Below are 19,445 nucleotides of genomic sequence, written 5' to 3'. Positions count from 1 at the left end.
TGCCCCGAAGGCGTGATGCGTATTCTACTCATCTGCATCTCCTTGTCAAATACTTTTTTCCTTTTTTTCTCAATTATTTCCGGAAGAAAATTTAAATTATTCAAAATTAAGGGAATTATATTTTTTCTGCCCCTTTTTTATCCAAATTAAAGGATAAAACGATAGCAATCACAAAAATAACTTCTAACAATGTTAATGCTTGCGGGAAACTATAGTTTAATGCTAGTAGTTTACCAATTACCGGTTGTAGCACAGGCGCACTAGCCATAAGCAACATATTAGTTGCAGCTAAGGCAGTTGCCCTTACAGTTAATTCAGTATGATCTTTGACAATTGCAAAGACTTGAATATAGATAGATGAGAAAAAACCAATTAGAAATAACAATACAAATCCGGTAATAGCGGATAAAGTAGGTATATAAAGCAAGGCGCCAAATAGTATTGTAGTTATTAAAGCAAATAACGTAGTTGAAAACCGTCGATTTAACCAACGTCCATTCAACCAGCGCTCAACGAACCAAGCATTAAAAGGCCCACCAATAGCGGTCCCAATAAAAACCATCGACATCATTGAGCTTGCCATTGACAAAGAAAAGTTATGATACTGGGTAAGGTATGGGATACCCCACAAACCTACAACAACATTAATAACAGCAAATGTTGCAAAGCCATATAAGCCAGCAAACCAGACTTGCTTATTTTTAACTATTTTTAACAATGCATCTGTCAAAGAAATTGCATGTTTGGCTTTAGAGTGATGTGCTTTGCGATCTCGAACAAACAAATAAATTAAAAAATTAAGAAGAAACATAGCGCTACCAGCAATATATAGCATGACACGCCAACCATAGTGACTGATTACCCAGGCCATGATTATTTCAGTTAATGCCACCCCAATCATAGCTAATGTTTCAGCCAGGCCGACTAATAAGGCAAAGTATCTACTTGAAAACCACGAGGATGTAGTATAGAGCATGCCAACAAAGCCAAAAGAACTACCAAAGCCCATAAGAATTCTTGCTATAATAGCTTGCCCATAAGTATGACTTAAACTAAGGCCGAACGTGCCTAAACATAGTAAAACAGATGCCGTTAAGAGAATTTTACGGGCTCCAAAGCGGTCATAAGCAAGTCCTACAGGAATTTGCATACCCACATAGGCAATAAAAAACACAGAAGATAAAAATCCTAATTGGGTTGTATTTAAGTGAAAATCCCTCTGCCATGACGCAGCCATCAATCCCGAGGCAGCTTGTAAAAAAAATTGTGATAAAACGAAACTTACTGCTATACCCCAATTAATCCAAGGCATTAGCCTTTTTTTATTAAACGTCATAAAGTTAAATTGATAGAAGCGGCTTAGGGAACCATTATTAGTGAAGGCGGCAAATTTAGCTCTATTTTTAATCATTGGCAACAAAAATAATAGATGTTAGTGCTTTTCTAGTTAATACGCGCAAGTTTAAGTTAAACTGGGTTAGCAGAAGACTTAATGCACCGTACCTTTAGAAAAACGATTAAGGATGATCAGATTATATTTAAATAGTCTTAATTACTATACATTATTTAAATAATATATACTTAAGAGATATACATATTTAATGTTTTAAATCTAAAAGGGACTTCTTTTGAAAAATTTAATTATTTACTAGTAATCCGCCCTTTTCTTTGTTAATCTTCATGACTCGATCATGGTGGCTCTATGGGTCCCCTCGCGACGCTAGATTGTGAACCCCGTCAGGCCTGGAAGGGAGCAGCGGTAACAATCGATGCGGGCGCCGAGGTGTGGCTCTTAGAGCTGCCGCCCTAAATTATGAATACCTATGAGCTATCTTGCGCTAGCACGTAAATGGCGACCGCGCACTTTTCTGCAATTGGTTGGCCAAGATCATATTAATAAAGCGTTAATTAACTCGCTTAATCAACAACGCTTGCATCATGCCTATCTTTTTACAGGGACCCGCGGTGTTGGCAAGACCAGCATAGCTCGTCTTATAGCAAAAGCACTTAATTGTGAAAAAGGCGTGAGTGCTGACCCCTGCTTGGAGTGTGAAGCCTGTATAGCCGTTGAGCAAGGTCGCTTTCTTGATTTAATAGAAATTGACGCTGCCTCTAAAACCCGTGTCGAAGATACACGTGAATTACTAGAAAATGTTCAATATGCGCCTACAATAGGACGTTATAAAATATATCTTATCGATGAAGTTCATATGTTGTCTCAGCACAGCTTTAATGCTTTGCTTAAAACATTAGAAGAACCGCCAGAACACGTAAAATTTTTACTAGCAACGACTGATCCACAAAAATTACCTGTCACTGTTCTTTCCCGCTGCTTACAGTTTAATCTTAAGCATCTTTCACAAGAAACGATTGTCAACCAGCTTAAAATAATTATGAAGGCAGAAAATCATTCTTATGAAGAAGAAGCACTTTGCCTCTTAGCAAAAGCAGCGCAAGGCAGCATGCGAGACGCTTTGAGCCTACTTGATCAAGCGCTAGCAAGTTCTACTTCAATATTAACTGCTGAAGAAGTTAGAAACATTTTGGGCTATACTCAACAAGATTACGCCCTACAAATTTTACAAGCATTGGCAAGATTAGATGCGTGTCAATTAATTCAAATTAGTCGGCAAATTGGTAAAGAAGGTGGTCATTTTAGTTTTGTTCTAGATGAACTTCTATCTTATTTACATGACATAACGCTTATCCAACATTTGCCAGAAGATAATCCATTAAGCAATTACTCACTTGAACTTAAAGAATTAGCAGAGCAATTTAAACCGGAAGATATTCAACTTTTCTATCAAATTGGCCTTAAAAGTACGGAAGAAATTCATCTAGCACCTACTTTAGCTATTGGCTTTGAAATGGCTATATTACGTATGTGTACTTTTAAACCTGCCGATATACCTATACCAACATTAGCGCATGAGCTTAGCCATAACAATAAGCGAGCTCTATCTTCCTCTCCGCCAATTAATAGCCAAATATCTAAAAATAATAGGTTAGACTCCACTTTCAAGGAAGATATACCGTTAATTACTAGGCCGGCAGAACCACCTAAAATGGCAATACCTCCTGAATCAACCGAAGATTGGAATACAATACTTCAAAAAATTCAATTAACGGGTTTAGCACAAACAGCTTCTGAAAATGCTGAAATGATTAGTAAATCTGCTGGTAAAGTTAAATTACGGGTCAATAAAGGACATCGCTCCCTTTTTACGCCTAGTGTTATTCAACGTATTGAGCAAACATTATCGACATATTACCAGCAAACGATTAAACTTAGCTTTGATTTTAGCGAAGTGCAAGCGTCACCAGCGCTGCAAAAAAACGCAGCTTATACTCAAAGCCTACAAGAAGCAGAGCTAAGTTTAGAACAAGATTCCTTTTTAAAGAGCTTAAAGCAAGAATTTTCAGCAGAATTGGTCAAAAATTCTATTGAACCACGTTAAGATCAATTATAATTAATTAAATAACCATAACTGTGAGGTTTTTTACATGGATATGAATCAAAATTTAGCAAATTTAATGAAAGAAGCACAAAAGATGCAACAACGTATGCAAGAAGCCCAAGAGCAGCTTACTAAACTGCAAGTACGCGGTGAAGCTGGTAGTGGCATGGTCGTTGTTGAAATGAATGGTCGTCATGACGTGCTAAAAGTAAGTATTAAACCTTCTTTAGCAGAAGAAGATATAGAGTTAATTGAGGATTTAGTTGCTGCAGCATTTAATGATGCCGTTCGTAAAGTTGAAAAAGCATCTAAAGAAAAAATTAGTCAGCTTACAGCTGGTTTAAATATTCCTACTGACTTTATGCAGGATGATAAGGAATAATTGGTAGAATGGATGCATTAAATCAGCTCATCACCGCTTTGCGTTGCTTACCTGGCGTAGGCCCTCGATCTGCACAGCGAATGACTTATCATTTATTACAACGACAACGCCAGCGAGGATTACATCTCGCTGCTTGTTTGCAATATGCTATGGAAGCCATTAAACATTGCCAGCGTTGTAATAATTATACAGAGGATGAATTATGTCTTCTGTGCCAAGATAGAGAGCGCGATTTATCCATTCTTTGTATCGTTGAAAATCCGGCAGATGTCTTAGCAATTGAACAAAGCGATGCCTACAAAGGCGGCTATTTTGTACTAATGGGGAAAATATCCCCTTTAGATGGCATTGGTCCCGATGAAATTGGCTTACCACGCTTAGAGAATTTGATTGTATCTGAAGGAATTAAAGAAGTTATCTTAGCTTTAAGCCCTTCTATTGAAGGTCAAACAACAACCCATTTTATTTGTGAGCTGCTACGTCCCCATGCTATTAAAGTAAGTCAACTAGCGCATGGAATTCCTTCTGGTGGAGAACTAGAGTTTATGGATGGAATAACCATTAGTAGTGCCCTTCGGAATCGTGCTGAATTAAATGATTAGACTTCTTTCGAAACTCGCTGCAAAGAGGCAAGTTGCAGGTTGCACCAGCGCACAGAACCGGAGTGTACATAGAGTACATGAGGATTCGAGCACTGCCGCGGCCTGTAACTTGGCCGTTGCAGTAGAGTTTCCAAAGAAGTCTATTAGAATTTTCCCTTATCGACTCATCACTGTCATGATATCTTTGCTGTTTGTAGCAAACATTACTCTTGCTGCAACCACTAAAAATTTATGGGGCGTCTGGCAGGTCTTTAACCCCTTATCGACTGCAACAATTTCACATGAAAATTGGCAAATATTTCTTAATAAAAGAGTGATGACCAATGAAGAAGGAATTAATTTAGTAGACTATCCGCACTTAACAGATGCCGATCTAAATTTGCTTAAGCGTTATATTAATGAACTAAGTCATATCGATATCAGTAATTATAATCGCAATGAACAACTCGCTTATTGGATTAATCTTTATAACGCATTGATTATCCAAACAGTTGCAAGCTATTACCCGGTAAGTAGTATTGAGGAAATTAATATTTCTCCTGGTTTATTTAGCATAGGGCCATGGGGAGCAAAATTAATTACCGTTAACAACCTACCTTTGTCTCTCGATGACATTCAAAATCGCATCATACGCCCTATATGGAATGATCCTAGAACGTTATATGCACTTAACAATGGTTCAATAGGTGCTGCAAATTTAAGCAAACAAGCTTATCAAGGTCCACTCATAGATAAGCAACTTACTCTTGCTGCCTCTGAATATATTAATTCATTACGAGGAGTGCAGGTTATTGAGGGAGCATTAATCGTATCTAAATTGTATGAGTGGTTTGCAGAAGATTTTGGTGGTAATACTCAAGATATACTTAAACACTTAAAGCAATTTGCTAGAGAGCCTTTATGTAAGCAACTAAACCACATTAATAGTATTGATGGTTATGTCTATAATTGGCATTTAAATACAACAATCACAGCGACTCGTGAATAAATCATTTCAATTTAAAAAGTATTTAAGTGATTTTTTTGTTTATAATTTAGTTTTTATCTTCCTACAACTGCTTTTCATTTTTAAAAAAAGTAATAATTTTATTCAAGCAGTTAACTATCCTCTTAAAGTTTATATAGAGTTATTAGCAGCTTTATTTATTCAACTACTTCTCTATGTTTTTTTATCATTCGTTCAAACAAGCTTATTGTGGGGTATTGCCCACTTTTCCTCAAGAAAAAAGGTAATTGAAAATTGGCAAATCTTTATTTATACGCTTACCATCACTGCTTTAATTACGCTTAATTGTTACTTTTTCCCCTTAAGTAAATTTAGCCGCATTTTTTTACCGGATTTCTCTACTATTTTTTTAAATGCATTAATGATTGGTAGCTTAAGTATTCTTATTCTTCTTAGTCTTATCGCTTTAATTCAGTTTCTTTATAGGCATCCCTGGTGGAACATTCTCGTAGCAATCATTATTTTATCGCTTGTCTTTTCACAAATTAAATTGAATAAAACGAATTTAACTCATAAAAAACCCAATCTTATTATTATTGGTGTAGATTCATTAAATCCTAGTCAGGTTAATAGTAAATCCACGCCTAACTTATACAGATTCTTGCAAAAAAGTGTGTATTTTACTGAAACAATTAGTCCACTAGGACGGACTTATGCAGCCTGGATTACAATATTAACGGGCCTCTATCCACTTCATCATCATGCACGTGAGAACTTATATCCTATTGACGGGGTTAAGTATACGGCAAGCTTTGCTTGGAATTTACGTCAAAAAGGCTATCAGACTGTATTTGCTACAGATGACAGGCGATTTAATAGTTTAGGAAAAGAATTTGGTTTTGATGAAATTATAGGCCCTCGTATTGGCATTAATGAAATCTTATTAGGCTCATTTTATGATATGCCTTTAAGCAATTTATTGATTAATTTTGGTTTAACTAAATGGTTATTTCCCTATAATTATGCAAATCGTGCCGGCCACTTTTCTTACTATCCTAGAACCTTTAGTTTAGAGTTAGAGCACAATTTAGCTACAAAAAATAACGCAAAGCCACTGTTTTTAGCCGTTCATTTTACATTACCGCATTGGCCGTATGCTTGGGCCATTTCGCCGCCAGAGCTTGTTCAAGATGAATTCGACATCAATAATCGCGAAATTCTATATAAAGCAGCAGTGAGCCAAGTTGATCAACAAGTAGGAAGATTACTTAAGTTTCTTGCGCAAAATGGGGCTTTAACCAATAGCTTTATCATTTTATTAAGTGATCATGGCGAAGTTTTATATAACGAGGGTTCGCGGCAAACTGACCCTCGACTCTATCAAGGAAAAAATTATAGCCAATTTATTGATTATATCAATAAAAAAACAGATACAAAGTTACAAAGAAGTTCAGGACATGGAACCGATTTATTAAGTCCAGGGCAGCATCGTTGTATACTAGGGTTTAAAGTTTTTAAGAATAGCAAACTGATAACTCTCCCTAAAATAATTTCCTTGCCCGTGGCTTTAATTGATATTGCACCTACTATTGCTAATTTCTTTAATTTTAATTTACAGGAAAAACCAGATGGCATTTCTCTACTAAATACTATTTTAGGTAAAGAATCGCCACCACAAAATAGAGCTATCATGCTTGAAAGCGGTATGCTGCCTAATCTAGCGCCAACACCGGATAAAGTAATTAAATATGTAAAAGAGCTCTTTCAAGTTAATCCAATAACAACCTATCTAGAAATTCGCAAAGATAGATTTGCCACCATAAATGCAATGAAGCAGTATGGAATAATTAAAGATAATTGGCTTTTTGCCCTATATCCAAATGATAATTACTATATACCTGTTATTTTACAGTTAAAAACTGGCTATTGGACAGATGATTTAAACAGTAATTTTGCTAAATCTTCGCCTGCTTTAGAAATGCTACAGGAGTTACGGCAATTTTATAAAAAAGATTTAAGTACTTATCCTTATGTCCTTCATTAATATAAATCATAACCTTAATGAAACCCTCTTCTAAACTTAATTTTTAAATCTCTATTTTTAATCTTCAAGTTTTGAAAATAACTCCTCAAGACAACTAGATTCTTTTAGAGGGTGATCGCAGTAGATATCAAGTATACGCTGTAACGCCTGTAAGTTACGACGCCCAGGCGTTAGTACTTTATCATTAATCTTATGATTATAGGCAGCTGTAACAATATGTCTATTTTTAAGTTCCTCACGTAATGTATCCATAACTGTATATAAAATCATATAAACATTAAGAACAGCTTCTTTTTCAAAATTGGATAAAGGCTTAGATAAAAGATTTTGGCCTTTATAAGTTGCAATTAGCGTACGCATTAAATAATTAGTATCTTTATTAGAAAAATAACCATACAAATTTAAGCACTCTGTAGTAGTTAATTGGTGATAGAATAAATTTAATTGTTTTAAGAATAGCTTTCTTCCATCTATATGCGTTTTATTACTAGTGACTTTTGCATAAAAATTCATTATTGAATCAATAAGGCTAATAGGATTAAACCAGAATTTATAAGCTCGAAATATTTCTCCTAATTGGCTTTCTGAGGAGTCAATACGTAGGTTTGCATAATTTAATCGCCATAATTTAAGCGCTTTTATAATTAAATCTTGGTCTTTACTATTCACATCTATGTTAATACCAGACGGAATTTCATCGCCATGAAATAAATAATCATATTCAGCTTTCAACCCACGCTGTTTTAGTAATTGACTGGAAAAGTATTGCAGTAGTTCAATCAAATTATATAAAAATTTTAATCTTGTTTTTATAGAAATTAACTTTTCTGGGTGAATAGCCTCTGTATACAAATAACTAGGATTGATTTTAAAAAAGAAAATACTGTTGTTAAGAGCAATAAAATCTTGTTTCATTAATTTTTGATCAAGTATTAATAATTCATCCTTAGTTAAGTTACTTAGATGATTTTGAAAACAGATAATATCGCCACCTATCTCATTAGCAAACCCAACTAAGGCTAATAACCAATCTTCTGTCGTATTTGCTTGAATTAGTTTTTTTAAATAAACACTTTTAGGCAAAGAATTATCTTTTACAATCTCTATGGGCTCGATTAATAATGACTTTAAATTTCTATAAAAAAAGAGTAATTCGCTAATAAGCGCTGCTTCTTCTTGCAGAGAGAAAATTCCTAGCAACTTCTGCCTTAATTGCTGAATTCTTAAGTAACAATTCATTAAATCATTTTCATAAGCGAAAGATACCTTAGTTATCTTAACTGCCGTATCTGCCTTAAGAATTGCTAATAATTCACTGTATAATTTAATTAAGGCGATAGAGAATTCTAAGGCTGATTGTCTTTGTAAGGGAGTATCTTGCCAGCTTTGCATTATTTCTTTTTGAAAGCGGATTTCAGTTTGCTTAATATCATATTTAATAGATGCTTTAGCCTGATAAACGTCATCAAACAACCAAGGGAACAATGCTTGTTTATCATTTTTCATCCTTTATCCTCCAAGCATTTATTATGGAAGTCGGACTAGCTATGCAATTTAATAACTACTCTAAATGAGCATACTCTAAGATGATAATAAAGTAACTAAACTCAGTTGCTGCAAAAAGATTTACAATTTAAAAGTTAGTCTAATAGTTCAATTATCTTCATAGCCATTTATCTAATTATAGTCATTAATAACACTTTAAATATGATATATTCCTGTTTATAATCAATATATAACCAAGGAGTATTATTTATGAACAATAAAAGACATCAACCTTTTAAGCAGTTCTTATTATCTTTATTAGCGAGAAAAAAACTATCTTTTGAGTTATTAACTGAAATTTTAGGTAAAAAAGTAGCTAATCGTATTCTTGATAATGCTGATAATGAAATGGGAATTCCTACTTTAGGAACAGGGAATGTTCCTATTTTACATGGTCAGTTACATGAAACATTAGGGGCTATTCCAGATCTAAAAGCACAACTTGCTAATGAAGAAGAAATAAAGATGCAGCAAAACTTAAAGCTTAAATAAAGAATAGCTTTTATTCCTAATCTCTAAAACGTATTTATTTAGAATATTTACTTACAAAAGCCATCTATTTTAGGCTTATTTTTGTATAAAAATTATAATTTTCTATCAAAGATTTGTAGCAAATCTTATTTAATGGTAATTTAGCCGGAAAATTCATTTGAAGCAAAAATTTACTACAATAAAAATGTATTTTTGGTTTACTTTGATTAATGGAGAAGTTTAATGTTATTGCATCGAAAATACATCATAATTATTGACGATGCCCCAAAAGATATTCAAGTTGAAGAATATTTTAATAAATATGATTATCAGATTTTGCACTACAATATCGTACCAGACCTAAATACTATTGTAGAAACACCTGCTGCCTTTTTAATCCATAGCAGTATGTTAGCTGAAATAAAATTATCAACAATTAATGCGTTTTATCAATGGGCTGTTCCTCTTATTGTTCTCAATGAAGAAAAAAATGAAACGTTATGTGTTCAAATGCTAGAAGAAGGCGCTGATGATTTTTTAATAAAGCCCATACTTGCCCGTGAGCTCCATGCTAGAATTGGCGCAATTAATAGACGAGTACAACGCTCTCTCAAAGATGATCAAGAAAGGGAGGTTTTAGTATTTGATAACTGGCGACTTTATCCTGCTTCAAGGCAGGTTTTTGGTAGCAATCAACAGGAATTACAATTAAGCGCTGGTGAATATGACTTATTGCTAGCTTTTGTTCGCCAACCGCAACAAATTCTAGGTAGAGAATTTCTTTTGCAGATTACTAAAAGTAGCGATTTAAATCCATTTGACAGACGTATTGATGTGCAAATAAGTCGGTTAAGACAGAAGATTGAAACAGATACAAAAAAGCCAGCATTAATTAAGACCATTCGTAACGGTGGATATCTTTTTACCGCTCAGGTTTTTACAATGAAAGAAGGAACGAATTCTTATTCCAAGGTTGAGTAAAAATATGACCCTTAATAAAAAAAAGTGGCTAATACTTTTTATCCTTTTAATAGTAGTTACAATGATAGTAGTCTCTATTTTCTCTTTTAAGAAAAGGGCAGATACTACTTCAGATAAGCCAAAGCTTGTGGAAGTAAAGCTTCTAGGGAAAGCGGAAATAGAAGAAACTATACACCTTTTAGGTACTATTAATCCCAAACACGCTACTGTTTTAGTTGCCAAAAACCACGGTACTTTAGACGCTCTAATTCCTACTGGCCAGAAAGTACATAAAGGGAACTTAATTGCTAAGATCAATAATCCCGAAATTGAAAATAATCTGGAATTAACACAAGGGTCAGTCACTATCGCTAAAAGCCAATATGAGCGTCTCCTTGCCCTTTTAAAAAGGGGATTTGTAAGCTCTAAAGAGGTAGAAGAGAAAAAACAAACTTGGTTAGATGCACAAAAAGAATTATCTAAAGCAAAAATTGAGTTAGACACACTACGTTTTTATGCACCTTTTGATGGCATCGTTGGCGCTTATAAAAAGAAAGAAGGCACGCAGATCAACGCAGGTGATCCTATAGTAACTATTTATGATCCCACTACATTAGTTGTGGATTTTGATATCCCTTGTACTAATATATCTGCTTTTCATGAAGGCCAATTAGTACGTATCTTTAATAGGCCTTATAAGCTCTCGCATTTACAAAAAATGATTGATGAAGATAGTCATATGTGTCCAGCTGACGTCACTATTTCCTGTAAAGATTGTCTAATTGGAGCAAGTGCAGAAATTGAATTAGTGCTTAACAAAAAGAAAGATACTATTGTCGTTCCTGAACAAGCTATTTTCTTGCGCAGTAGTAAACCTCATGTCTATATTGTCAAAGATAATGTCATTGAATTAATTCAGGTAACAACAGGTATAAAAAATAAATCTCAAATTGAAGTGATTTCTGGTCTAAAATTTGGACAGCAACTCGTTATTAAAGGGCTAGAACGATTATATCCGGGCTTACAAGTTGCTATTTACCATGCTTGAGCAAGAATGAAAATAACTGATTATTTTATTAAACATCCCGTTACTACAATTATTTTTAATTGTTTAATTATTGTGGTTGGACTACTTTGCTTTCAAAGCCTACCCGTAAGAGAATATCCTAATATTAGTTTTCCAATTATTACAGTGACTGCTACTTATCCTAATGCTAGCCCTGATTTAATAGAAAATATGGTCACTAATATATTAGAAGACAGACTTGCTGGAATTGAAGGCTTAGAGACCATTACTTCCGAGTCGAATGCCGGCTATGCGCATATTACTCTAACTTTTCATAGCAATATCCCTATGGATAAGGCTTACAACAGTACCCAAGACGCTGTAAATTTGGCTAAAGCCCTGCTACCTTCTGAAGTTAAAACACCTTTAGTTGAACGAAGAGTAAAAGCAAATGGTTTACCTTTTATTGGTATTGCACTTGACTCTACTTCTTTAGATTTTGGCCAGCTTACCCATTTTGCTCATTTGCGTTTAAAAAATGTATTTCGTAGTATTCCTGGCGTGGCGGCAGTTGAAGTATGGGGCCAGCCTTATACTTATGAAGTGACGCTTGATCCAAAGAAATTATTTTTATTTGGCATTAATGTTGATGAAGTACTCAATGCGCTTAACAATAGTCAAGTTTCTCTTCCGGCCGGTAATTTTCAAAATAGAGTGCCTAGTACATTAAGTTCTGAATTAAAATCGATTAAAGATTATGAAAATTTGTTAATTAAAACGCACAAACAACGTCCCATTTTATTGAAATCGATTGCCGAGATAAAATTAGCGACTGATACCCATAAAATGCGGGTTCGTGTTAATGGGCATAGTGGCTTAGTCCTTTCGCTTACGCGTGCCAATGATGCTAATCCTCTGGAAGTGTCGCGCCTAGTTCGCCAAGAATTAAAATCTGTTCAAGCAAATTTACCTGCTGGTATGCAGGCTAAAATAATCATTGATCAATCGGATTTTATTAAAGCATCTTTGCATAATATTAAATCCTCGATTATAGAAGCTATTATTCTGGTTTTAATTATTGTTTTTCTTTTTTTACGAAATTTACGAGCAACGATTATTCCTTTAATTACTATTCCAATTTCCTTATTAGGTTCATTGATTTTTCTAAAATTAGTTGGTTTTTCAATTAATTTAATGACTCTCTTAGCCATGGTATTAGCAATTGGTTTAGTTGTTGATGATGCCATTATTGCCTTAGAGAATATTTGGCGACACATTGAAAATAAACTAAGTCCACTGCAGGCTGCATTAAAAGGCGCTAAAGAAATAGGTTTCGCTATTATCGCCATGACTTTTACTTTAGCAAGTGTGTATATGCCTATTGCCTTTATTGAAGGTTTATTAGGTCAACTTTTTATAGAATTTGCAGTCGCTCTAGCGGGAAGTGTCATTGTTTCAGGCATCGTTGCTCTTACTTTAACACCTTTAATGTGTGCAAAATTAATTAATAAAAATGATAAACCTTATTTACCACAGCTTGATGTCTTTCTATCGTGGCTAAGTGAAAAATATACTAGGCAATTAAGTTGGGTATTACAGCGAAACTATCTCTCTTTGTTAGCTGCTCTCTTATTCATAAGTCTCTCTATTGTATTTTATAATCTAATGTCCAGTGAAACTGCCCCACGTGAAGATAGAGGGCTCATTGGTGTCTATATACCGTCTGTTGCAGGCGAGGCAATTGATGATTTAGATAGAAAAGTTGCCAATATAGAAGAAAAAACAAACTCATTACCAGAAGCTAATAATAAATTAACCTTTATCGGCGACTGGGGAGCTAACGTCATCCTTCCCTTAAAACCTCATAATAAGCGACATCGTTCTGCTGAACAAATTACAACAGAATTAAAGCCTAAATTTACTCAGTTTCCCTCTATTGATCCTGCCGTATGGAGTTGGGATACAGGTCTACCCGGAAATGATAATGCTGGCAGCGCCTCAGAGCTTACCTTAGTTATTTCAACAACCGATAGTTATCGCCAATTATTTACCTACCTGGAGAAATTCAAAAAATATTTAGATAGCACAAAGGATTTTGAATCCTCCTATTATGATTTACGACTTGATTCGCCAGGCTATCAAATTGATGTTGATAAGAATGCTATCGCTAAGCTTGGTCTGTCTGCAGCACAAATTGCTAAAACAATTGAAGTCTTTTTTAGTGGTGATCAATCCATTAAATTTCAAAAAGATAGTATTAGTTATAATCTGACAGTACAAGGGCCTCATTCACCATGGGCCTTAGATGAACTCTATCTGACAACACCAGCAGGCAAGCGCATCTCCTTAGGTGCTATTACCCAAATGACTACTAAAGCACAACCAGCAACACTTGAACATTTTAAACAAATGCGTTCAACAACGTTGCATGTTAGCTTGCGACCAGGTCAGTCTATCTCACAATCAATGGCTAAACTTTGGAATATAGCTAAACATGAACTACCAGAACATTATAAATTAACTTGGACGGGTATAGCTAAAACTTATACAGAAACATCACATACCATGTTGTATTTATTACTACTGGCTTTAGTATTTATTTATGCAATTTTAGCCATTCAATTTGAAAATTTTATCGATCCTTTTATTATCCTATTTACAGTGCCCTTAGCTAGTTCTGGCGCCTTGTTTTTTGCTTGGCTATTTGGGCAATCTCTTAATATCTATTCTCAAGTAGGATTAATAACGCTGATTGGTTTAATCAGTAAGCATGGTATATTAATTGTTGAATTTGCTAATCAATTGCGTTTGCAAGGATTATCTTTACAAGAGGCAATTCAAAAAGCATGTAAGTTGCGTTTTAGACCTATCTTAATGACTACGGGCGCTATGATCTTTGGCGCTATTCCTTTAATCTTATCTCATGCAGCAGGCGCTGAATCACGGCATGCCATTGGTACTGTTTTAATTGGCGGCCTTTTATTCGGCACATTTTTTACTTTATTTGTACTTCCAGGGGTTTATTATTTTACTAAATTAAAAATAGCCACTGCACAAGAAAAAACACTAAATTCTTTAGCTGAAGCTAAAACATGGTCTTAATTCATAGCGTTTTTAATTTCTTTTAGAATTAATCTTTTTCATTCGTACGGTTTTAATCATGTTATCGCTAACTTTTAAAATCTCTATTTGATAGGCTTCTATTTTCAAACAACAGTCAGCAGGTGGAATATAACCTAAATATTCTATAATAAGTCCGCTTAATGTGCGTGGGCCAAGCGCTGGTAATTGCCATCCTAACAATCGCTTTAACTGTCTGAGAGTAATACTTGCATCAACAATGACTGTTCCATCACCTTGCTCAATAATATCTTTACCCAGTGTGGCGATGTCTGTCGTAAATTCACCTACGACCTCTTCAAGTATATCTTCTAAGGTAACTAATCCTTGTAAATCGCCATATTCGTCAACTACAAAAGAAATACGCTTTTTTACTTTTTGGAAATTGAGTATCTGCGCACTTAAAGGCGTTTCTTCAGGAATAAAATAAGGTACATCAGCAATTTTTACTAATGTTTCTTTATCTAGACGCTCTTCCAAACTTAAATTAAGAATGCTTCGTACATGAACGATCCCAATTAACTGATCAATACTGTCTTTGTAAAGAGGTAGGCGAGTATGTTGCGCTGTTTCCAACAGATCAAGTATTTCATGCCAGGATTTGTTTAAATCGATGCCGACAATGTCTGCTTTAGGAATCATAATATCCTCAACAGTCGCTTTTTCTAAATCAAGCAGACCAATAAGCATACTTTTATGCTCTAGCGGCAATAAACCTTCTGCCTCATTGACAACGGAGCGTAATTCATCCGCAGTTAAAGCTTCACGTTGAGCTTGATCAAGGGGGAGACCAAATAACTTTAACATGCTATTTGTTATCCAGCTTATAACATAGACTAGCGGAGACATTATTTTTTGTAAGTTCTTAAGCAAGAAAGAAACAGCAAAAGCAACTTGCTGTGGATATAAAGCAGCTAATGTCTTAGGAATCATTTCTGAGATAACTAAGATAACTAAGGTCAGTAAAATAGTTGCGATAGCAACACCTGCGTTTCCATATAAACGTTGACCAATTAAGGTTGCTACCATAGAAGCAACGATATTAGCTAACGTATTGCCAATTAAAATGACACCTAGTAATTTGTCAGGGCGTGATAATAACTTACTTACCCGAATTGCCTGTTTATCTTTACTCTTAGCAAGGTGGCGCAGGCGGTAACGATTTAATGACATCATCCCTATTTCAGAGCCAGAAAAAAAAGCAGAGATACAAATTAAAAGGATTAACATCAAAAATAGTATAATTAAGGAGAGATCCACTAACTTCCTTTAAATTAAATTAAATTAAATTAAATAATTGCATATTAGCTGGAGACCTTAGTCTAAGCTAGATTATAATTTAGTTTTTTTACTGACAACTGTTTTATATAGCTTTGCCCACTAATGTTTGCATGCGATCGTTGCAGACGCATTTTGGCGTGCTACAATTATTCTTTTTCACCTGGATAACACTATGTTTGAAAACTTAACCGAGCGGCTGACGCGTACTTTTAAATCACTTAGTGGGCAGAGTCGTTTTACCGAGGAAAATACCCAACAAGCGTTACGTGAAATACGTTTATCATTACTTGAAGCTGACGTTGCTTTACCCGTTGTAAAACAATTCATTGAACAAGTAAGAGAGAAAGTACTGGGTCAAGAAGTTGATATTAATTTAAAGCCTGAGCAAGCACTAGTTAAAATAGTTAACGATGAGCTAATCCATTTTTTAGGCGATGAGCGAGTTGACCTTAATTTTAAAACACAACCGCCAGCTGTTTTTCTTATGGCAGGCTTACAAGGTTCTGGTAAAACCACCAGTGCTGCTAAACTAGCGCGTTATTTAAAAGAGCAAGCCGATAAGAAAGTCATGCTGGTAAGTTTAGACGTCTATCGTCCTGCAGCCATTGAACAATTACAATTGCTAGCAAATCAAATTAATGTACCTTTTCATCCTGCAGCTACGCATGAAAAGCCTGTAGACATTGCCAAACAAGCTTTAGATAGCGCAAGAAAGCAATATATGGACATGCTTATTGTAGACACGGCGGGCCGACTGCATATTGATGATGACATGATGAATGAAATTAAATCTATTCATCAAGCCATTACGCCTATTGAAACATTATTTGTAGTTGATAGCATGACGGGGCAAGATGCAGCAACTACAGCCAAAGCATTTCATGAAGCCCTGCCTCTAACGGGCGTTATTTTAACGAAAATAGATGGTGATGCGCGTGGTGGCGCTGCCTTATCTGTCAAATCAGTTACCGGCCAACCTATTAAATTTTTAGGTAGCGGTGAGAAAATAGATGCGCTAGAGCCTTTTCACCCTGATCGTATTGCCTCTCGTATTCTTGGCATGGGTGATATTTTAACTTTAATTGAAGAAGTTGAGCGTAAAGCGGATAAAAAGGCTAGCGAAAAGTTAGCTAAGAAAATAAAAAAAGGGAAAGGATTTGATTTAGAGGATTTTAAAGAGCAACTACTGCAAATGAATAATATGGGTGGAATAACTGGGATGATGAGTAAACTTCCTGGAATTGGCCAACTTCCTCAACAAGCGCTAAGCCAAGTTAATGATAAAGCAATGAAGCAAACAATCGCTATTATTAATTCCATGACACCTAAAGAACGCCGTATACCAAAAATTATTGTAGGCTCAAGGAAAAAAAGAATTGCGCTCGGTTCAGGCACCCAAATTCAAGATGTCAATCGCCTCTTAAAGCAATACGAGCAGATGCAAAAAATGATGAAGAAATTTACTAAGCCTGGCGGCCTTAAACAAATGATGCGTGGAATAAAGGGATTTCCAGGTTTAAAAGGGATGCTACCGGATGAATTTAAATAACTTAAGTTCAACAGAAAAGAGACGAAGGCCCTTTTCTGTCGCTAAACGAACGTTATTCCGTAAAATGCGAAGCATTTGCATGGGATCCAGATCAAACTAAACAAATTCGCCAGAAAAGATATCAGTATCTTTTCTATTGAATTCCCATTAAATAATTATCTGGAAGACTTCCCTTACTGAGTTAATTTTCGTACAATACACGGCATTTTTACCGTAACACTCTTAAAGAGGAATATAATGGTCGTTATACGTTTATCAAGAGCAGGTGCCAAGAAGCGCCCTTTTTATCACATGGTTGTTACAGATAGCCGTAAACGTAGGGATGGAAGCTACATTGAGCGCGTAGGATACTTTAATCCTGTAGCACGTGGTCAGGAAGTTCGCTTACATTTAGATATGGAAAAAGTGACCCATTGGCAAAGCCAAGGTGCGCAATTATCTGATCGAGTACGTGCTTTAATTAAAGAATATAAAAAGACTGGCACAACTGAATAACGTGGCTGATGATTGGGTTATTGTAGGACGTTTCGGCAGGGCTCATGGAATTAAAGGTTTTATTTCAGTTAATTCTTATACTGAGCCACATACTAATATTCTTAATTATCAAGGATGGCACGCTTACATTAATCAAGTGTGGCAACCTATCAAGTTATTAGATGTTGAAGTTACCACTAAACATCTTCTTGTTAAAGTAGAAGGATTTAGTGAGCGAGAATTAGCAATGAACTTAACTAATTGTGATATTAGGGTTCAAAAAGAGCAATTGCCAAAACTTGATCCAGGCGAATTTTACTGGCATGAACTTTTAGGATTGGAAGTTATAAATCAACAAGGTGACACCTTTGGTAAAGTTGTCGGTATATTACCTACTGGCTCTAACGATGTTTTAGTAGTACGGGGGAATGAAAATAAACAATATTTAATTCCTTATCTACTTGGCCAGTTTATAGTAGATATTAATCTCAAAGAGCAGCGTATTATAGCTGATTGGGACATTGATTTTTAGGATTAGAAATCCACTAATTAGCTTAATTAACATGGTTTTGTATAATATTTATTCGTAAATCATGATAAAATAGACTTCTTCGGAAACTCGCTGCAGAGAGCGCAGTGCGAGGAGAGACGGCGCGCAGAACCGGAGTGTACACTTAAGTACATGAGGATTCGAGCACCGTATCGACGAAGCAATGCGCCTCTGGAGTAGCGTTTCCGAAGAAGTCTAATAAACCTTATTTGGAGATGCCTTCTGAGGCAAGCATTAAGTGATTAATTAATATTGAGCATAAAAGCGCAGGTACCATGGTTGATACATTGCATTTAGGCATAATTACTTTAATGCCTGAGATATTTGCAGGATTAGGCTATGGAATACCCGGAAGAACAATAGCTCAAGGATTAGCAAGGATTGATTGTTGGAATCCACGTGACTGGTCTTCTAGGCCTTATCGTCAAGTAGATGATAAACCCTATGGCGGTGGCCCTGGTATGGTTATGATGTATGAGCCTTTGAATGCTGCTATCTTGCATGCAAAGGCAGAGATGCCTGCGGAATGTAAAATAATTTATTTAAGTCCGCAAGGTAAAAGAATCTGTCAGTCTGAGTTAAACGATGTTGCTCAATATAAAACGCCGCTACTCTTTATTGCAGGGCGGTATGAAGGAATAGATGAACGGATCATTCAACGTCATGTTGATGAAGAATGGTCGATTGGTGATTTTGTTTTAAGTGGTGGCGAATTAGCTGCCATGGTATTTATTGATGCTATCTTGCGTCTTCTTCCGGGAAGCCTTGGTCACCCGGAATCAGCTGTGCAAGATTCATTTATGAATGGGTTACTTGATTATCCTCATTATACAAGACCTGCTACGGTAGATGGAATGAATGTTCCTGCAGTCTTACTTAGTGGAAATCATTATGAAATTGAACGTTGGCGCAGAAAACAAGCGCTCGGAAAGACATGGCTAAAGCGGCCAGAATTATTAGATTCGATTGAATTGAGTAATCTAGACAAGCAGCTACTTGTCGAGTTTAAACGCGAACACGGCGATTCCTGTTAGAAGCGCCATTTTGAGGAGTTACT

General features: G+C 35.5%; 16 protein-coding genes and 1 other RNA gene. 14 read left to right on the top strand and 3 right to left on the bottom strand.

Features of this window, described 5'->3' with window-relative positions; all coding sequences use genetic code 11:
* Positions 1–115: 115 nt before the first annotated feature.
* On the bottom strand, positions 116–1,411 hold the full coding sequence (locus tag ACQUW5_RS12210) for an MFS transporter (protein ID WP_444991528.1): 1,296 nt from the start codon (positions 1,409–1,411) through the stop codon (positions 116–118).
* Positions 1,412–1,701: 290 nt separating this feature from the next.
* Here ACQUW5_RS12210 and ffs point away from each other — a divergent pair.
* From ffs to ACQUW5_RS12180, 6 genes are all read left to right on the top strand, one after another.
* Positions 1,702–1,798: signal recognition particle sRNA small type (ffs, locus tag ACQUW5_RS12205), an RNA gene on the top strand.
* A 25-nt stretch (positions 1,799–1,823) separates the two neighbouring features.
* Positions 1,824–3,458, top strand: coding sequence for a DNA polymerase III subunit gamma/tau (dnaX, locus tag ACQUW5_RS12200; protein WP_444991527.1), 1,635 nt, complete (start codon positions 1,824–1,826; stop codon positions 3,456–3,458).
* Positions 3,459–3,504: 46 nt separating this feature from the next.
* Positions 3,505–3,840, top strand: a complete 336-nt coding sequence (locus tag ACQUW5_RS12195; RefSeq protein WP_444991526.1) for a YbaB/EbfC family nucleoid-associated protein — start codon at positions 3,505–3,507, stop codon at positions 3,838–3,840.
* Between the two features lie 8 nt (positions 3,841–3,848).
* Entirely contained in the window at positions 3,849–4,442 is a 594-nt protein-coding gene (gene recR / locus ACQUW5_RS12190) for a recombination mediator RecR (RefSeq protein ID WP_444991525.1), read from the top strand.
* Between the two features lie 175 nt (positions 4,443–4,617).
* Positions 4,618–5,430, top strand: a complete 813-nt coding sequence (locus ACQUW5_RS12185; protein ID WP_444991534.1) for a DUF547 domain-containing protein — start codon at positions 4,618–4,620, stop codon at positions 5,428–5,430.
* Positions 5,423–7,432, top strand: a complete 2,010-nt coding sequence (locus ACQUW5_RS12180; RefSeq protein ID WP_444991524.1) for a sulfatase-like hydrolase/transferase — start codon at positions 5,423–5,425, stop codon at positions 7,430–7,432. Before ACQUW5_RS12185 ends, ACQUW5_RS12180 begins: the two co-directional genes overlap by 8 nt.
* Positions 7,433–7,489: 57 nt before the next feature.
* On the opposite strand, the gene ACQUW5_RS12175 is transcribed toward ACQUW5_RS12180, so the two are convergent.
* On the bottom strand, positions 7,490–8,938 hold the full coding sequence (locus ACQUW5_RS12175) for a hypothetical protein (protein ID WP_444991523.1): 1,449 nt from the start codon (positions 8,936–8,938) through the stop codon (positions 7,490–7,492).
* A gap of 249 nt (positions 8,939–9,187) precedes the next feature.
* Between ACQUW5_RS12175 and ACQUW5_RS12170 the strand changes: the two genes are divergently transcribed.
* From ACQUW5_RS12170 to ACQUW5_RS12155, 4 genes are all read left to right on the top strand, one after another.
* Positions 9,188–9,469 carry a hypothetical protein gene (locus tag ACQUW5_RS12170; RefSeq protein ID WP_444991522.1) on the top strand — a complete coding sequence of 94 codons (282 nt, stop codon included), beginning with the start codon at positions 9,188–9,190 and terminating at the stop codon, positions 9,467–9,469.
* 222 nt (positions 9,470–9,691) lie between these two features.
* On the top strand, positions 9,692–10,429 hold the full coding sequence (locus ACQUW5_RS12165) for a winged helix-turn-helix domain-containing protein (RefSeq protein ID WP_444991521.1): 738 nt from the start codon (positions 9,692–9,694) through the stop codon (positions 10,427–10,429).
* 61 nt (positions 10,430–10,490) lie between these two features.
* The gene (locus ACQUW5_RS12160; protein WP_444991520.1) at positions 10,491–11,456 is read left to right on the top strand and encodes an efflux RND transporter periplasmic adaptor subunit; all 966 of its coding nucleotides are present in this window, start codon (positions 10,491–10,493) and stop codon (positions 11,454–11,456) included.
* 6 nt (positions 11,457–11,462) lie between these two features.
* Entirely contained in the window at positions 11,463–14,516 is a 3,054-nt protein-coding gene (locus ACQUW5_RS12155) for an efflux RND transporter permease subunit (protein WP_444991519.1), read from the top strand.
* 12 nt (positions 14,517–14,528) lie between these two features.
* On the opposite strand, the gene ACQUW5_RS12150 is transcribed toward ACQUW5_RS12155, so the two are convergent.
* Complete coding sequence (locus tag ACQUW5_RS12150) at positions 14,529–15,794, bottom strand: HlyC/CorC family transporter (RefSeq protein WP_444991518.1); 1,266 nt, start codon at positions 15,792–15,794, stop codon at positions 14,529–14,531.
* Between the two features lie 193 nt (positions 15,795–15,987).
* Here ACQUW5_RS12150 and ffh point away from each other — a divergent pair, with 193 nt between their 5' ends.
* From ffh to trmD, 4 genes are all read left to right on the top strand, one after another.
* Positions 15,988–17,364, top strand: a complete 1,377-nt coding sequence (gene ffh, locus ACQUW5_RS12145; protein WP_444991517.1) for a signal recognition particle protein — start codon at positions 15,988–15,990, stop codon at positions 17,362–17,364.
* Positions 17,365–17,601: 237 nt separating this feature from the next.
* Positions 17,602–17,859 carry a 30S ribosomal protein S16 gene (gene rpsP, locus ACQUW5_RS12140; RefSeq protein WP_444991516.1) on the top strand — a complete coding sequence of 86 codons (258 nt, stop codon included), beginning with the start codon at positions 17,602–17,604 and terminating at the stop codon, positions 17,857–17,859.
* On the top strand, positions 17,852–18,370 hold the full coding sequence (rimM, locus tag ACQUW5_RS12135) for a ribosome maturation factor RimM (RefSeq protein WP_444991533.1): 519 nt from the start codon (positions 17,852–17,854) through the stop codon (positions 18,368–18,370). The genes rpsP and rimM overlap by 8 nt, the downstream gene beginning before the upstream one ends.
* A gap of 293 nt (positions 18,371–18,663) precedes the next feature.
* The gene (gene trmD, locus ACQUW5_RS12130) at positions 18,664–19,422 is read left to right on the top strand and encodes a tRNA (guanosine(37)-N1)-methyltransferase TrmD (RefSeq protein WP_444991514.1); all 759 of its coding nucleotides are present in this window, start codon (positions 18,664–18,666) and stop codon (positions 19,420–19,422) included.
* Positions 19,423–19,445: the final 23 nt, after the last annotated feature.

Source organism: Legionella pelazae (assembly GCF_052527395.1).
The sequence above is the reverse complement of the archived record's forward strand: the minus strand, read 5'-3'. Positions and strand labels throughout refer to the sequence as shown.

What these genes read in the sequence shown, in the direction of transcription:
- ACQUW5_RS12210 (WP_444991528.1), bottom strand. Translation starts at nt 1,411, where the DNA reads ATGATTAAAAATAGAGCTAAATTTGCCGCCTTCACTAATAATGGTTCC.
- dnaX (WP_444991527.1), top strand. Translation starts at nt 1,824, where the DNA reads ATGAGCTATCTTGCGCTAGCACGTAAATGGCGACCGCGCACTTTTCTG.
- ACQUW5_RS12195 (WP_444991526.1), top strand. Translation starts at nt 3,505, where the DNA reads ATGGATATGAATCAAAATTTAGCAAATTTAATGAAAGAAGCACAAAAG.
- recR (WP_444991525.1), top strand. Translation starts at nt 3,849, where the DNA reads ATGGATGCATTAAATCAGCTCATCACCGCTTTGCGTTGCTTACCTGGC.
- ACQUW5_RS12185 (WP_444991534.1), top strand. Translation starts at nt 4,618, where the DNA reads ATGATATCTTTGCTGTTTGTAGCAAACATTACTCTTGCTGCAACCACT.
- ACQUW5_RS12175 (WP_444991523.1), bottom strand. Translation starts at nt 8,938, where the DNA reads ATGAAAAATGATAAACAAGCATTGTTCCCTTGGTTGTTTGATGACGTT.
- ACQUW5_RS12170 (WP_444991522.1), top strand. Translation starts at nt 9,188, where the DNA reads ATGAACAATAAAAGACATCAACCTTTTAAGCAGTTCTTATTATCTTTA.
- ACQUW5_RS12165 (WP_444991521.1), top strand. Translation starts at nt 9,692, where the DNA reads ATGTTATTGCATCGAAAATACATCATAATTATTGACGATGCCCCAAAA.
- ACQUW5_RS12160 (WP_444991520.1), top strand. Translation starts at nt 10,491, where the DNA reads ATGATAGTAGTCTCTATTTTCTCTTTTAAGAAAAGGGCAGATACTACT.
- ACQUW5_RS12155 (WP_444991519.1), top strand. Translation starts at nt 11,463, where the DNA reads ATGAAAATAACTGATTATTTTATTAAACATCCCGTTACTACAATTATT.
- ffh (WP_444991517.1), top strand. Translation starts at nt 15,988, where the DNA reads ATGTTTGAAAACTTAACCGAGCGGCTGACGCGTACTTTTAAATCACTT.
- rpsP (WP_444991516.1), top strand. Translation starts at nt 17,602, where the DNA reads ATGGTCGTTATACGTTTATCAAGAGCAGGTGCCAAGAAGCGCCCTTTT.
- trmD (WP_444991514.1), top strand. Translation starts at nt 18,664, where the DNA reads ATGGTTGATACATTGCATTTAGGCATAATTACTTTAATGCCTGAGATA.